Source organism: Microbacterium sp. MMO-35 (assembly GCF_037147555.1).
Lineage (GTDB): Bacteria > Actinomycetota > Actinomycetes > Actinomycetales > Microbacteriaceae > Microbacterium.
Genome location: NZ_JBBCVH010000004.1, coordinates 314774 through 328788, shown reverse-complemented (window position 1 = coordinate 328788; position 14015 = coordinate 314774). Strand labels below are relative to the sequence as shown.

Sequence of the window (14015 nt, the reverse complement as noted above, 5' to 3'; positions counted from 1 at the left end):
GCCCGCCACTCGCAGAAGTGGCGGGCCGTTCAGGCTTCCGGGCGGATCAGACCGCGGCGTCGAGGTCCTTCACGGGGATCACCGGGATCGCCGCCGTGATCGTCTCGAGGCCCGACAGACGCGCGGGCGACAGCTGCTTGGTGACCTCTTCGCGCGACATCAGGCCCGCCTCGACCACGAGGTCGGCGACGTTGCGGTTCGTCAGCAGCGCGGTCTTGGCGAGCGCGGCCGACGCGGCGTAGCCGATGAACGGCGTGAGCGCGGTGATCACGCCGACCGAGGAGCCCACCATCGCACCCAGGCGGTCCCGGTTGGCGGTGATGCCGTCGACGCAGTTCACGCGCAGGGTCCACATCGCCTGGCGCATCCAGGTGATCGACTGGAAGATCGAGTGCGCGATGACGGGCTCGAAGGCGTTGAGCTGCAGCTGGCCGGCCTCGGACGCCATCGTGACCGTCACGTCCGCGCCCGCGACGGCGAAGGCCACCTGGTTCACGACCTCGGGGATCACCGGGTTCACCTTGCCCGGCATGATGCTGGATCCGGCCTGCATGGCGGGCAGGTTGATCTCGCCGAGACCGGCCTGGGGACCCGAGGAGAGCAGACGCAGGTCGTTGCAGATCTTGGAGAGCTTCATCGCGTTGCGCTTGAGCGAGGAGGAGAACGACATGAAGGATCCGGTGTCGCTCGTCGCCTCGACGAGGTCGCTCGCCGTGGCGAGGTCGAGACCCGAGATCTCGCGCAGGTGCTTCAGCACGGCCGGGGCGTAGCTCGGGTGGGTCGTGATGCCCGTGCCGATCGCCGTCGCGCCCATGTTGATCTCGTACATGAGCCAGGCGTTCTCGGTGAGACGCGTGTGGTCGTAGCCCAGGGTCGAGGCGAAGCCGTGGAACTCCTGACCGAGCGTCATCGGCACGGCGTCCTGCAGCTGGGTGCGGCCGACCTTGAGCACGTCGTGGAACTCGCGCGCCTTGTTCAGGAAGGAAAGGCGCAGCAGGTCGAGCTCGTCCAGCAGGGAGCGCAGGTTGAGCGACAGGCCGATCTTGACGGCCGTGGGGTAGACGTCGTTGGTGGACTGGCTGCGGTTGGTGTGGTCGATCGGCGAGAGGAACGCGTAGTCGCCCTTCTCTCGGCCGGCGAGCTCGAGGGCGATGTTGGTGATGACCTCGTTCGCGTTCATGTTGGTCGAGGTGCCGGCCCCGCCCTGGATGACGCCCACGATGAACTGGTCGTGGAACTCGCCGTCGATCACCTTCTGCGCGGCGGCGTCGATGAGGTCGGCCTTGGCCGGGTCGAGGGCGCCGATCTCCTTGTTCGCACGCGCGCTGGCCTGCTTGACCATGGCGAGCGCCTCGATCAGCTCCGGGTAGACGGAGATCGGGCGCTTCGTGATCGGGAAGTTCTCAGCAGCGCGGAGCGTATGGATCCCCCAGTACGCGTCGGCAGGGATCTCCTTGCTTCCCAGGGAGTCGGTTTCGGTTCGGGTGGCAGGCGCAACGGCGGCCATGGACACATCCTCGTGGGTGATGGCGAACAGGGAAGGGGGATGCCTCCATCCTACCCATGGCGGCTCACCGTCCCGGCTTGCGCGAGAACGCCTCCAGGCGCTGCTCAGGAGTCAGCTGCGCCATCCGCTCCACCCATTCGGGGCCGAAAGTGTCGACGGGTGTCGCCTCCACCACCGGCACCACGGTGTGCGTGATCGTCTCCGGGCGCACGTGCACGAGCTGGAACGACTGCGCCGCATCCATGCCGTTCACCCGGTCCGCAGGACTCGCGACATCCATCGTGTAGCAGGTGGCGCCGGCGACGCTGACCGGGATGTCCGCGAACGTCGCGTGCAGGGAGTAGTGCAGATGCCCGGCGAGGATCCCGCGGACATCGGATCCGCGCAGGATGTCGGCCAGTTCGTCCTGGTGGCGGAGTTCGAGGATGTCGAAGAACGGGATGTGGCTCGGCACGGGCGGGTGGTGCATCGCGAGCAGCGTGCCGTGCGGGGCCGGTGTGCGCAGGAGGTCGGCGAGCCAGTCGCGCTGCCCCGCGTCGATGTCGCCGTGGTGCCACCCCGGGACGGTGGAGTCGAGGGCGATCACGCGCAGCCCGTGCAGATCCCACACGCCCGTCACCGGGTCCTCGCTGGGCGGGCCGTCGAGCAGGTGCTCGCGCAGCACGGGGCGCTCGTCATGGTTGCCCGCGACCCAGATCACGGGAGCGTCCAGGCGCTCCGAGACCGGTTCCACCGCAGCCCGGAGCCGCCGGTACGCGTCGGGCTCGCCGAGATCGGCGAGGTCCCCGGTCACGACGATCGCATCGGGACGCTCGACGGCGCTCTCGATCGCGGCGAGCGTGCGATCCAGGGTGCGATCGACGTCGAATCGTCCGCCGAGCGCCGCGCCCCCGGCGAGGAGGTGCGGGTCGCTCAGGTGCACGAGGGTGTGCGTGGGCGGCGCATAGCGGCCGAACTGCACTGTCATGCCCTCAGGCTAGCGGCGCGGCGCTCCTTCACGACCGCGGCGCTCCTTCACGACCGCGGCGCTACTTCACGACGATGAGCAGGATGCCGCCGAGCACGGCCGCCGCGCAGACGGCGAAGCACGCGTACGCCGCGATCTGGGCGAGCGTCTTCTGCCCTTCGCTGAGCGGGCTCTTGCGCGCGGCCTTCGCCGCGGCCTTGGCGGCGCGCTTGGCCTCCTTCTCGCTGATCACCGTGATCGCGTCGGTGAACTCCGCGGGGGTGACCACGGGCACGCGACCGGCGCGGACCAGCATCCGCAGACCCAGGGCGTAGAACCCCACGACGAGCAGCGTGCCGACCAGTGCGGCGCCGAGGACCTGGAAGAACGCCTCCCAGTGAATCGCGACGGTCATCGTCCCGCCCCCTTCTCACGCGCCTTGGCCCGCTCGCGCGCTCGCTGCGCCCTCGCCTGACGCGGGGTGAGCGGCGGCTCCTCGGGCACCTCGACGGCGAGACCGGAGTCGGCGACCTCGCTGAACGCGTTGTTGGCGGTGACCGCGTTGCGACGCGAGCGCAGGAACAGTCCGATGATCACGGCGAGCGCGAGGATCGCATCGATGAGCACGCCCCAGCCGCCGCCGATCACCACGATGAGCGCCGCGACCGCGCCGACGGCTCCGGCCGCCGGGAGCGTGAGCACCCAGCCGATGGCGATGCGGCCCGCCGTGCGCCAGCGCACGGCGGAACCCCGCCTGCCGAGTCCGGATCCGATCACGGATCCGGAGGCGACCTGCGTGGTGGACAGAGCGAAGCCGAGCGCGCTGGAGGCGAGGATCGTGGCGGCCGTGGACGTCTCCGCCGCGAAGCCCTGCGCGGGCTTGACGTCGGTGAGGCCCTTGCCGAGCGTGCGGATGATGCGCCATCCGCCGAGGTAGGTGCCGAGCGCGATCGTGCAGGCGCAGGCGATGATGACCCACAGCTGCGGCTCATGGTGCGCCCCCGACTGCCATCCGACCGTGATGAGGGCGAGGGTGATGACGCCCATCGTCTTCTGCGCGTCGTTCGTGCCGTGCGCGAGCGCGACCAGCGACGACGTGAAGATCTGGCCCCAGCGGAAGCCGCTGCGCCCGTCCGGCCTGCCGTCGTAGCGGCGGGTGACGAGGTACGCGAGCTTGGTGGCGAGGAACGCGATCAGCCCTGCGGTGACCGGGGCGATGAGGGCCGGCAGCACGACCTTCGACAGCACCGCGCCGAAATCGATCCCGTTCATGCCGATGCCGACGAGCGTTGCACCGATCAGGCCGCCGAACAGCGCGTGCGAGGAGCTGGAGGGGAGACCGAGCAACCAGGTGAGCATGTTCCAGGTGATCGCGCCGATGAGTCCGGCGAAGATCAGCGCCGGGAAGAGATCCACGTGGATCTGGTCCTCCCGGACGATCCCGCCGGAGATGGTCTTGGAGACCTCCGTGGACAGGAACGCGCCGACCAGGTTCAGACCGGCCGCGAGCATGACCGCCGTGCGGGGCTTGAGGGCTCCCGTCGCGATGGGGGTCGCCATGGCGTTCGCCGTGTCGTGAAACCCGTTGGTGAAGTCGAAGAAGAGTGCCAGCAGGATCACCAGCACGACGATGAGGGCTGCGGTTTCCACCGTTCGCTTTCGTGAAGTGGAGGGACGTGACGAACGAAGAGTTCACCGGGGATTCAGCATCCGTTAACGGGCCGAGTGAATCCTCCCACCCCGACCCATGCCGGTCAACTCGAAGGCCGCTCCCCCGCATCCGGAGATCGGCCGCCCCGCCTCGGCTAGCGTGGTGACGTGACCTCCGTCTCCGCACCTTCCTCCCCCTCCCCGATCGCCCCGCCGCGCGCCGCGCGCCGGTCCCATCCGCGCACCCACCACGGCGACGTCTTCGACGACCCCTACGACTGGCTGCGGGCGAAGGAGGATCCCGAGGTGATCGCCCACCTCGAGGCGGAGAACGCGTACACCGACGCCCGCCTGGCTCACCTCGAGCCGCTGCGCGAGACGCTGTTCCAGGAGATCAAGAGCCGCGTGCAGGAGACCGACCTCTCCGTGCCGACCCGCCGCGGCGACTGGTGGTACTACGGCCGCACCGTCGAGGGGCAGCAGTACGGCCTGCAGTGCCGCGCGGCGGTGTCCGCCCCGGACGACTGGACGCCTCCGGTGCTGGACGCCGCCGCGCCCGTGCCCGGCGAGCAGATCCTGCTCGACGGCAACGCCGAGGCGGAGGGGCACGAGTTCTTCGCGATGGGCGCCTTCGACGTGTCGGACGACGCCACGAGGCTGCTCTGGTCCACCGACTTCGAGGGCGACGAGCGCTACACCGTGCGGGTGCGCGACCTCGGCACCGGCGAGACGCTTCCCGACGAGATCCCCGGCACGTCGGGGGCGTTCTTCACCCCCGACGGCACCGCCGTGCTCTACACGACCGTCGACGACTCGTGGCGACCGGACACCCTCTGGCTGCACCGGATCGGCACGCCGGTCTCCGAGGACGTGCAGCTGTTCCACGAGCCCGACGAGCGGTTCTGGCTCGGCGCCGGGATCACCCGCAGCCGCAAGTACCTGGTGATCGGCGTCGGCTCCTCGATCACGAGCGAGGAGCTGCTCGTCGACCTGGACGATCTCACCGCCCCGCCTCGCGTCGTGTGGCCTCGCCGCGAAGGCGTGGAGTACTCGGTCGAGCATGCGGTCGTGGCGGGGCGCGACGAGCTGCTCGTGCTGCACAACGACGACGCGCTCGACTTCGAGCTGGTCGCCGTTTCCGCCGACGACCCGCAGGGACCGCGCCGCGTCGTGCTCCCGCACACGCCCGGACGCCGCCTGCTGGACGTGGACGCCTTCCGGGACGTCACCGTCGTCGCGTACCGGTTCGAGGGACTCGAGCGGATCGCGCTGATGGATCCGGCGACCGGCGACCTCGAGGAGCTCGGCTTCGACGAGCCGTTGTTCTCGGCGGGCTTCGGCGGCAATCCGGAATGGGCTCCGCCGTTCCTGCGCCTCGGCTACGGCTCCTTCGTGACGCCGTCGACCGTGTACGACCTCGAGCTGGCGACGCGGACCCTGCATCTGCGCAAGCGCCAGCCGGTGCTCGGCGGCTACGATCCGTCCGCGTACGGGCAGCGCCGCGACTGGGCCGTCGCGGAGGACGGCACGCTCGTGCCGATCTCGCTGGTGTGGAAGTGCTCGTTCGGCGAGCCGGGCGCCGCACCGCGCCCGGTGCACCTGTACGGCTACGGCTCCTATGAGCACTCGATCGACCCCGGCTTCTCGGTCATGCGCCTGAGCGCACTCGACCGCGGCGTGGTGTTCGCGGTGGCGCACGTGCGCGGCGGCGGCGAGATGGGCCGGCAGTGGTACGAGGACGGCAAGCTCGGGCAGAAGGTCAACTCCTTCACCGACTTCGTCGCCGCGGCCCGCCACCTCGTCTCCTCGGGCGTGACCGAGCCCGCCCGGATGGTGGCCGAGGGCGGCAGCGCCGGCGGACTGCTCATGGGCGCTGTCGTGAACCTGGCGCCCGAGCTGTTCGGCGGCGTGCTCGCCTCGGTCCCCTTCGTCGACGCTCTCACCACGATCCTGGATCCCTCGCTCCCGCTCACCGTCATCGAATGGGACGAGTGGGGCGACCCGCTGCATGACGCCGAGGTGTACGCCTACATGAAGTCGTACACGCCCTACGAGAACGTGCGGGACGGCGTCGCCTACCCCTCGATCCTCGCCGTCACCTCGCTCAACGACACGCGCGTGCTCTACGTCGAGCCCGCGAAGTGGGTGGCCCGCCTGCGTGACGCGGGGGCCGAGGACGTGCTGCTGAAATGCGAGATGGTCGCGGGACACGGCGGCGTCAGCGGACGCTACAACTCCTGGCGCGAGCGCGCGTTCGAGCTCGCCTGGATCCTGGACCGGCTGGGAGCCGCCTCCGCCTGACCACACGACGCGCGCACCGACCTCGGCTGCCCCGCCCCGCGCGAGGCGCTTCGACCGAGATCAGGCGGATCCGATTCGGATCCGCCTGATCTCGGTCGATCCACCTGTCCTCGGGAGGCGACACGTTCGTCCTCCACAATCGGAATCCCTCGATTCGCCTGTGGACAACCCCGAATCCGGGCGTCCGAGGGGTCACGCTGTCCCTATGGACCTGCTCTCCTGGCTCGCCGCACACGACGGCGTCGCACACACCTCGGACCTGTACCGCGCCGGGTTCAGCAAGCACCTCATCGGCGCCGCGGCCGCCCAGGGGCTCGTCACCCGTGTCCGGCGATCGTGGATCCTGGGCCCGGGCGTCGATCAGGCGTCTGCGCACGCGGTCCGCTTCAGCGGACGGGTGACCTGCGTCACGCAGGCGAAGGCGCTGCAGCTCTGGGTGCCCGACGCGCCGGAGTCCCACATCGCCGTGCCTCCGAAGACCGCCGGCGCTCAGGATCCGGCCGTGCGGCTGCACTGGGCGAAAGGTCCCGCGCCCTTCGCGCCGCGCGCGATCGCCGACCCTCTGATCAACGTGCTCTTCCAGGTGGCGCGCTGCCAGCCGACGGCGGATGCCCTGGCCATCTGGGAATCCGCGGTACGCAAGAACCTCATCAGCGCGGAGGTGCTCCAGCGCGTCGGGTGGCATTCCACACGCGCACACCTGCTGGCCCGATCGGTCGGCGCCCTCTCCGACTCCGGGCTGGAGACGCACTTCATCGAGCTCATGCGTCAGATCGGCGTCCGGGTGCGCCAGCAGGTGTGGATCGACGGCCATCCCGTGGACATCCTCATCGGCGATCGCCTCATCGTGCAGCTCGACGGCTTCGAGCACCACCGCACGGCCGCGGATCGTCGGCGCGACATCCGCGCCGACGCGCGTCTCGCCGTGCGCGGATACACCGTGCTGCGGTTCGACTACGCGCAGGTCCTGTTCGAGAAGGCGTTCGTCCAGGAGAGCGTGCGGGCGGCCATGGCACAGGGCCTCCACCTCGCACGCTGACGGCCCGCCGCGACTCCCGAACCATAGCGGATCGACTGAGATCAGGCGGATCCGAGCGGATCCGCCTGATCTTGGGCGATCGACCTGTTCTCGGGAGAAGCGCCGGTCGGCTCAGCCGAAGAGGGTCGCCGCCGCGTCGTAGCGGTTGCGGGGAACGGTGTTCAGCTCGCCGAGCGCATCGGCGAACGGCACGCGGACGATCTCCGTGCCGTGCAGCGCCACCATCTGGCCCCACGCCCCATCGACGACCGCATCGGCGGCGTGCATGCCGAGGCGTGTCGCGAGGACGCGGTCGAAGGCCGACGGTGCGCCGCCCCGCTGGATGTGCCCCAGGATGGTCGCGCGGGTCTCGATGCCCGTGAGCCGCTCGATCTCCGGGGCGAGCAGATCGCCGATGCCGCCGAGGCGCGGACGGTTGAACGCGTCCAGCCCCTTGTCGCTGTACGCCTCCTCCATGTCCTTGAGCTTGAACCCCTCGGAGACGACGACGAGAGGCGCACGTCCGCGATCGTTCGCGCTGGTCACGAGGGCGGCGATCTCGTCGAGCGACATCGGCACCTCGGGAATGCAGATGACGTGCGCCCCGGCCGCCATGCCCGCGTGCAGAGCGATCCAGCCGACGTGACGGCCCATCACCTCGGCGACCATGCAGCGCCGGTGCGAATCGCCGGTGGTGCGCAGACGGTCCATCGCCTCGGTGGCGATGTTGACGGCCGTGTCGAAGCCGAACGAGTAGTCCGTGGCCCGCAGATCGTTGTCGATGGTCTTGGGCACCCCGACGACGTTGATCCCCTCCTTGAACAGGCGGTCCGCCGCCGCGAGCGTGCCCTCGCCGCCGATCGCGATGATGCCGTCGATCCGGTGCCCGAACAGGGTCTTGGCGATGTTCTCGGCACCGCCGCGCGCCCCCTCGTAGGGGTTGGTGCGGCTCGTGCCGAGGATCGTTCCGCCGACCTTCGACAGGCCCTTGACCTCATGCCGGGTGAGCGGGAAGAAGTCGCCGTCGACGACGCCGCGCCAGCCGTCGCGGATGCCGACGAACTCGAGGTCATACGCCTCGGTGCCCTTGAGCACGATGGCGCGGATGACCGCGTTCAGGCCGGGGCAGTCGCCGCCGCTGGTCAGGATGCCGATCTTCATAGGACGTCCTCGGGAGGGAAGGGAGAGGGAAGCGCGGCGCCGTTGCCACGTTCGACCCTAGTGCCGATTCCCGCTCCGACGCCATTCGACACCGCCGAAAACCCGGCTTCTTACACACCCACTCACCGAGTTCTCGCGTTCTTGACGAAGAACGGCACTCCATCGCCGAAAACCACGCGAAGAAGTGCCGTTCTTTTCAGTTCCGGCGGGGCTCGTGTCAGTTGCCGCCGAGCGCTTCCCGGAGCAGATGCATGAGCGCCGCCAGCTGCACCGACTCGCTCGCCCCCTCCTCCACGGCCTCGCCGTCGAGCGCCCGGGCCGCGAGGCCCTGCTTCTGGTCGATGAGCTCCGCGATCTTCGTGTCGAGGGTGTGCGCGGCGATGATCCGCCATGCGGTGACCGGCTCGTCCTGGCCGATGCGGTGGACGCGGTCGATCGCCTGGGTCTGCTCCGCGGCCGTCCAGCTGAGCTCGGCGAGCACCACGTTGGAGGCGGTCTGCAGGTTGACGCCGACTCCGGCGGCGGTCAGCGAGCAGACGGCGATGCCGACCTCGGGATCGCCGTTGAAGGCGTCGACCGCCTGCTGCCGGGCCACGGCGGTCTGGTCCCCGCGGAGCGACACCGAGCGGATCCCGGCCGCCGCGAAGTGCGCCTCGGCCTGATCCATCACGTCGACGTGCTTCGCGAAGAACACGACCTTGCCCACCGAACGCTGCAGCTGTGCCGCGTAGTCCGCCGCGAGCAGCGCCTTGGCCTGCCCGATCTTGCGCACCATCGTGAAGACGTTGTCGCCCCCGGTTCCGGCCGCCTTCGACTCCTCCAGCTCGCCGTGCGCGACGAGCCGGACGATGTCCTCGTCGATCTCGCCGTGCGCGAGGCCGCGCTCACCGCGTGCCTCGATGATCCGGCGGTACTTCGCCGCCATCCTCGCGCCCAGCTCGGCCTCCGCCTGCCTGATGCTGCGGCCGAACTCGTCGTCGAGCTGCACGGGCAGGTCGGCGATGAGCTTGTCCGGCAGATCGGCCGCGACGTCCTTCTTCTTGCGGCGCACGATGCCCATCGAGATGACCGCGTCCCTGGCCTCGCCGTAGAAGGCCTTGTCGGCCGGCGTGAGCCCGGTGGCGTCGAGCTTGTCCGCCAGCGCCGGAGAAGGCCGCTCGCCGTTCGTCCAGCCGAGGAAGCGCCAGATCGCGTCGAAGTCCTCGACGTCGTTGATCAGCGGCGTACCGGTCAGCGCCATGAGCAGCGGGCGCCCGTTCGGCGACTGCTCCCGGATCCGCGTCGCGAGGGCCAGGACGTTCTGCGAGCGCTGCGAGGACAGGTTCTTGATGAAGTGCGCCTCGTCGACGACCATGCCGCGCAGGCCGATCTCGCCGAGCCAGGACAGGTGACGGTCCAAGATCTCGTAGTTCACGATGAAGACGTCGGCGAACGCGTCGACGTCCTGTCCGTCGCCCTGGATCACCGCGGCGCGGCGCTGCGGCGTCCACCGCTCCACCTCGCGCGCCCAATTCATCTTCACGACGTTCGGCACCACGACGAGCAGCGGATACGCGTCCGCCACCGAGGCGGCGAGCACCGACTGCGCGGTCTTTCCGAGGCCCGGCTCGTCGGCGAGCAAGAACGAGCGGTGGCCTGCCCGCACGGATTCGAGGAACCGGGACTGGTGCACCATCACCTCCAGGCCCTTCGGCGAGATGTGGTCGTACTCGGGCAGCGGGGGCAGCTCCATCGACGCGGCGGATCCGCCCGCTCCCGACTCGAACGCCTTGTACAGCGGCCCCATCAGCTCCCAGCCGTCCAGGCGGCGGCGCGGGGTCACCGCAGGGCGGGGCGTGAGGTCGGGCGCCAGGAACGGGTTCGCCAGCATCCGCGACTCCACCGACGGCGGAGCGACCTGGCGCTCGGCCAGCGCGGCCGGGACGACCGGCGCCTGCTGCACGCGGGCGACGTCGGCGATCACGAGCTCCTCGGGCGCCAGCTCGGCGCCGGACTCCAGCAGCCAGTCGCGGCGCATGCGCTTCGCGACGGGGCTGGTCGCCTGATCCGCCTCGAGCAGCTGGATCAGCGAGGTGTCGCGGGCCGCGGTCTTCGCCAGGATCGTGGCCACGCCGTCCAGCCGCTTGAGCTGCTCGGCGCGCGCGGAGTCGCCGAGCTCCGCATCGCCCTTCACCCTGGCGCGCTCCTCGCGCACCAGGAAGGCGATCACCTGGAACTTGACGCGGTTGGTGGGCCCCAGCTTCCCGTGCTGGGCCTTGGCCTCGATCTCGCGGACCTTGCGCGCGAGAATCGGGATCAGCGGCGCGTCCTCGTCTCGGCGCGACGTCTTCTTCCGCCGGGTGGCGGTCGCCGTGGTCGGCATGCTCCTCCTGAGCGTGGATGCCGTCCCCTTGCGGACGGCGACTGATCCGAACAATGACCGTCCGGACGGCAGGACCTGCGGACGATGCGGTGTCCGCGGACGGCGACTGTCGGTCGGCAGCGCGCGGACCGGGCGGACGGCGAACCCCGTAGGCGTGCATCGCGCACGTCGATCACAACGGGTTCGCGCTCAGCTTACGCCACTCCCGCCGTGGTGCGGTCACTCGGTGCGCGAGTCCGGGACGTCGGACGTGCCGAGCACCCCGGGCTTCGCCGGGACGCCCAGCAGCAGGCGCGCCTGCACGACGTCCGAGTCGATGCCCGCGATGAGCGACTCCAGGCTGTCGAACGCGGTCATGCCGCGCAGCCGATGGGTGAACTCCACCGTCACGTCGTGACCGTACAGGTCGAGTCCCGGGCTGTCGATCGCGTGCGCCTCCACCTGACGCTGCGCGACGTCGTCGAACGTGGGATTCGTCCCGACGGAGATGGCCGCAGGATGCACGATCCCCGTGGTGTGGTCCACGAGTCGTCCCGCGTAGACGCCGTCCGCCGGGACCATCTCGTCGAGAAGCGCCGGAAGGTTCGCCGTCGGGAAGCCCAGTTCACGGCCTCGCTTGAGCCCGTGCACCACTTCCCCGCGCACGGAGACGGGGCGCCCCAGCACCGCACCGGCCAGGGCGACGTCGCCGACCGACAGCAGCTCGCGCACCCATGACGAGGAGACGCGGCGGTCGGTGCCCTCGAGGAAGACGTCCTCGATCTCGTCGACCGTGAAGTCGTGCTGCGCGCCGAGCTCGGCGAGCAGCGCGGGCGTTCCGCTGCCGCCGCGGCCGAAGCGGAAGTCCCGGCCGACGAGCACGGTGGCCACGTGCAGCGCGTCGACGAGGATCGACGTGACGAAGTCCGAGGCTTCGCGCGCCGCCAGCTGCTCGTCGAAGGTGAGCACCAGCACCGCATCCAGCCCGCAGTCGGCGAGCAGTTCGATCTTGCGCTGCACCGACACCAGGTCGTCGGGGCAGCGGTCGGGCCGCAGCACGCTGAGCGGATTGCGGTCGAACGTCACCGCGACGGTCTTCGCGCCGAGGCGCGCCGCATCCAGCTGCGCCCGTCGGAACACCGCGCGGTGGCCGGAGTGCACGCCGTCGAACTTGCCGATCGCGGCGACCGTGCGCCCGAAGTCTGCGGGGACCTCGGCCGGATCACGGAACACGATCATGCCGCGGCCTCCTCGGGTGCAGCCGCGGGCACGCGGCCCGACGGACGATGCACGACCAGCCACCACAATCCCGCCATGGGCAGGAACAGCGGGATCAGCACATATCCGAGGCCGAACTGCGACCACACGGTCTGATGCTGGAAGAGCGCGGGGTGCGTGAGGCTCAGAGTGCCGACGATCAGCACGCCGGCCAGCTCGAAGACGATGGCGACCCAGGCGACGCGGTACCAGCCGGGTCGGCCGGACCAGATCAGCGCGAGCGTCGCGACGATGTAGACCACCGCCGACACGGCGGACAGCGTGTAGGCGAGCGGAGCCTGGTCGAAGGCGCGGGCGATCTGCACGAACGAGCGCCCGGTGGCGCCGAGCGCCATCACCGCGTACACGATCACGAGCACGCGGCCGATGCCCCGCATCCGGGGTCGGGTCGGTGCGGCGGACGATCCCTCGGGCTGAGAGGAGTCGGACGGGGTCGTGGGTCGCGCGGTGCTCATGGCGCTCCCCATTCTACGGACCCGGACGGACACGGCGTCCGCGCCTCGGCGCGGCGCTCAGCCGCCGACGGGCGTCGTCCAGATGACCTGCATCCGCCAGATCATCACGGCGAGCGAGAGCGCGACCACGCCCAGGATCACGGTGCTCCACCGCGACCGCTCGAGCAGCGCCCAGACCACCCCGCCGATCGGCAGCAGCACGGCGGATACGAGATACACCCCGTACTCCAGCGGATCGCCCAGCGCGGGGTTCCCGGCGAACGGCGACACGATCGCCATGACCACCTGCACGACGAGGAGCAGTTCGACGAGCGCCAGGGATCCGACCGTCCAGTCGTTCGGACGCTTCCCCGCGAAGCCCATGATGAGGCAGAAGAGCCCGGCCGCGACCGCGACCGCGAGCTGGACGACGGTGAACCACAGGATCATGACGCTCCCTCCGGCATGTTCATGGCGCTCTTCAGGTCGTCGCCGCGTCGCTCCACGATCCCGATCAGCACGCCGTCCGGATCGATCGCAGCGGCGCGCGCGCCTTCGAGCCGAGCCCGCTGGCCGACCAGGCGCTTGCCGTGCCGCAGATCGACGGCCTCCTGCGCGGAGACGGGGAGGACGGGGAGGATCCGCGCCGCCGCGGCGGCCGCTGTCAGCGGCTGCGCCCCGGCGAGATCGTCGAGCGCCACCGCCTCGGCCACGTCGAACGGACCGACCCTCGTGCGACGCAGCGCGGTGAGGTGCGCGCCGACGCCGAGAGCCGCGCCGAGGTCGCGGGCGAGGGCGCGGATGTAGGTGCCGGAGGAGCAGTCGACGTTCACGTCGAGATCGCGGGTCCCCCCATCGGCCGGGGAGTCGGAGAGCACGTCGAACCGTGAGACGAGCACGTCTCTGGCCGCGAGCACGACCTCCTCGCCCGCACGCACCCGGTCGTACGCCCTGCGCCCGTCGACCTTGATCGCCGAGACGGCGCTGGGCACCTGCGAGAGCTCTCCGGTCAGGGCGGCCACACCCTCGGCGATCTCAGCCGAGGTGATCGCGGCCACGCGCTCCGGGTCGGCGGTCGCGACGATCTCGCCGTCCGCGTCGTCCGTGCCGGTGCTCTGTCCGAGGCGGATGGTCGCCCGATACGTCTTGTCGGCGCCGACCACGAAGGTCAGCAGCCGCGTGGCCGCCTCGATGCCCACGACGAGCAGGCCGGTGGCCATCGGGTCGAGGGTGCCCGCGTGTCCGACCTTCCGGGTGCCGAACGCCCGGCGGGTGCGGGCGACGACGTCGTGACTCGTCATCCCGCCCGGCTTGTCGACGAGCAGGATGCCGCTGGTTGCCATCCTCCCAGCCTAGGGCGTGCGCGAGCCAGGGCCGGA

At 70.4% G+C, this 14015-nt stretch carries 12 protein-coding genes; 2 read left to right on the top strand and 10 right to left on the bottom strand.

Features of this window, described 5'->3' with window-relative positions; genetic code table 11:
• Positions 1–46 precede the first annotated feature (46 nt).
• The 4 genes from WFJ01_RS11180 to WFJ01_RS11165 all read right to left on the bottom strand — a co-directional run bounded on the left by WFJ01_RS11180 (position 47) and on the right by WFJ01_RS11165 (position 4103).
• Positions 47–1507, bottom strand: a complete 1461-nt coding sequence (locus WFJ01_RS11180) for an aspartate ammonia-lyase (RefSeq protein ID WP_251444585.1) — start codon at positions 1505–1507, stop codon at positions 47–49.
• 64 nt (positions 1508–1571) lie between these two features.
• On the bottom strand, positions 1572–2474 hold the full coding sequence (locus WFJ01_RS11175) for a metallophosphoesterase family protein (RefSeq protein WP_251444587.1): 903 nt from the start codon (positions 2472–2474) through the stop codon (positions 1572–1574).
• 61 nt (positions 2475–2535) lie between these two features.
• The gene (locus WFJ01_RS11170; protein WP_251444589.1) at positions 2536–2868 is read right to left on the bottom strand and encodes a peptidase; all 333 of its coding nucleotides are present in this window, start codon (positions 2866–2868) and stop codon (positions 2536–2538) included.
• On the bottom strand, positions 2865–4103 hold the full coding sequence (locus WFJ01_RS11165; RefSeq protein WP_336629036.1) for an inorganic phosphate transporter: 1239 nt from the start codon (positions 4101–4103) through the stop codon (positions 2865–2867). The genes WFJ01_RS11170 and WFJ01_RS11165 overlap by 4 nt, the downstream gene beginning before the upstream one ends.
• 204 nt (positions 4104–4307) lie before the next feature.
• Between WFJ01_RS11165 and WFJ01_RS11160 the strand changes: the two genes are divergently transcribed.
• A complete protein-coding gene (locus WFJ01_RS11160; protein WP_442928036.1) occupies positions 4308–6404 on the top strand; it encodes a S9 family peptidase in 2097 nt (698 codons plus the stop codon).
• A 205-nt stretch (positions 6405–6609) separates the two neighbouring features.
• On the top strand, positions 6610–7443 hold the full coding sequence (locus WFJ01_RS11155) for an endonuclease domain-containing protein (RefSeq protein ID WP_336629034.1): 834 nt from the start codon (positions 6610–6612) through the stop codon (positions 7441–7443).
• A gap of 111 nt (positions 7444–7554) precedes the next feature.
• Here the strand turns inward: WFJ01_RS11155 and WFJ01_RS11150 are convergent, their stop codons facing one another.
• From WFJ01_RS11150 to truB, 6 genes are all read right to left on the bottom strand, one after another.
• A complete protein-coding gene (locus WFJ01_RS11150) occupies positions 7555–8583 on the bottom strand; it encodes a 6-phosphofructokinase (RefSeq protein ID WP_251444599.1) in 1029 nt (342 codons plus the stop codon).
• Positions 8584–8800: 217 nt separating this feature from the next.
• A complete protein-coding gene (locus WFJ01_RS11145) occupies positions 8801–10945 on the bottom strand; it encodes a DEAD/DEAH box helicase (protein WP_251444601.1) in 2145 nt (714 codons plus the stop codon).
• A gap of 219 nt (positions 10946–11164) precedes the next feature.
• Positions 11165–12163, bottom strand: a complete 999-nt coding sequence (locus WFJ01_RS11140) for a bifunctional riboflavin kinase/FAD synthetase (RefSeq protein WP_336629033.1) — start codon at positions 12161–12163, stop codon at positions 11165–11167.
• The gene (locus WFJ01_RS11135; protein ID WP_251445376.1) at positions 12160–12579 is read right to left on the bottom strand and encodes a hypothetical protein; all 420 of its coding nucleotides are present in this window, start codon (positions 12577–12579) and stop codon (positions 12160–12162) included. The genes WFJ01_RS11140 and WFJ01_RS11135 overlap by 4 nt, the downstream gene beginning before the upstream one ends.
• A 135-nt stretch (positions 12580–12714) precedes the next feature.
• Positions 12715–13086, bottom strand: coding sequence for a hypothetical protein (locus tag WFJ01_RS11130; protein WP_295034207.1), 372 nt, complete (start codon positions 13084–13086; stop codon positions 12715–12717).
• On the bottom strand, positions 13083–13979 hold the full coding sequence (truB, locus tag WFJ01_RS11125) for a tRNA pseudouridine(55) synthase TruB (RefSeq protein WP_336629032.1): 897 nt from the start codon (positions 13977–13979) through the stop codon (positions 13083–13085). The genes WFJ01_RS11130 and truB overlap by 4 nt, the downstream gene beginning before the upstream one ends.
• Positions 13980–14015 lie beyond the last annotated feature (36 nt).